Here is a 638-nt window from a genome sequence, read left to right as displayed (position 1 = left end):
GCGGGCGGCTGGCGCACGGAGGAGTACGACGACGCCCGCGCGTACTTCCTGACCCGCGCCGTCCGAACAGGCTGACCCGGGCCCGTGGTTGGCGGACGAAGACCACGAGCGAGCAGCGCGCCCCGTGAGGTGACTGGTATGAATGGGGCATGCAGGAAGAGACCGCGCGGTCCGCGATCGACACATTCATCTCCGCGTTCAACGCCTCGGAGGACAGCTATGTGACTGATCTGCTCTCCCAGGCACTCACCTCGGACGTGGTCTTCTGGGGACCGCTGGGCCGCAGTGTGGGGATCNNGCACCATGGTGCGCTGCTCGGCGGTGGACATGCCGGACGAGTGGGCCCGGTACCAGTGGGTCTTCACCACGCCGGACGGCGGCCCCCGGCTGGCGGGCACGGACGTCGTCCATCTGCGGCGCAGCCTCATCGACCAGATCATCGTCTTCGCCGGAGAGATCGAGCCGTCCGCTCCCTGAGGCCGCTGCCCCCTGGGGCCCCGCCCTGCTAGCCGACGGGGTGGCGCAGCCCGAGGGCGTCGCGTCCCGCGTAGCGTGCCTGGCCGCCCAGTTCCTCCTCGATACGGATGAGCTGGTTGTACTTGGCGGTGCGGTCCGAGCGGGAGAGCGAACCGGTCTTG

1 protein-coding gene and 2 pseudogenes are annotated in these 638 nt (G+C 69.7%); 2 read left to right on the top strand and 1 reads right to left on the bottom strand.

The window, feature by feature from the left end:
• Positions 1 to 149: 149 nt before the first annotated feature.
• Positions 150 to 296: pseudogene (locus BHU15_RS41755) on the top strand (nuclear transport factor 2 family protein); the annotation flags it as partial.
• Positions 297 to 298: 2 nt separating this feature from the next.
• Positions 299 to 471: pseudogene (locus BHU15_RS41750) on the top strand (nuclear transport factor 2 family protein); the annotation flags it as partial.
• A 34-nt stretch (positions 472 to 505) separates the two neighbouring features.
• Here the strand turns inward: BHU15_RS41750 and BHU15_RS38810 are convergent.
• The coding region (locus BHU15_RS38810; protein WP_141726939.1) for a hypothetical protein at positions 506 to 638 on the bottom strand (133 nt) is incomplete at its 5' end.

Source organism: Streptomyces niveus, assembly GCF_001723055.1.
GTDB lineage: Bacteria > Actinomycetota > Actinomycetes > Streptomycetales > Streptomycetaceae > Streptomyces > Streptomyces niveus.
The sequence above is the reverse complement of the archived record's forward strand: the minus strand, read 5'-3'. Positions and strand labels throughout refer to the sequence as shown.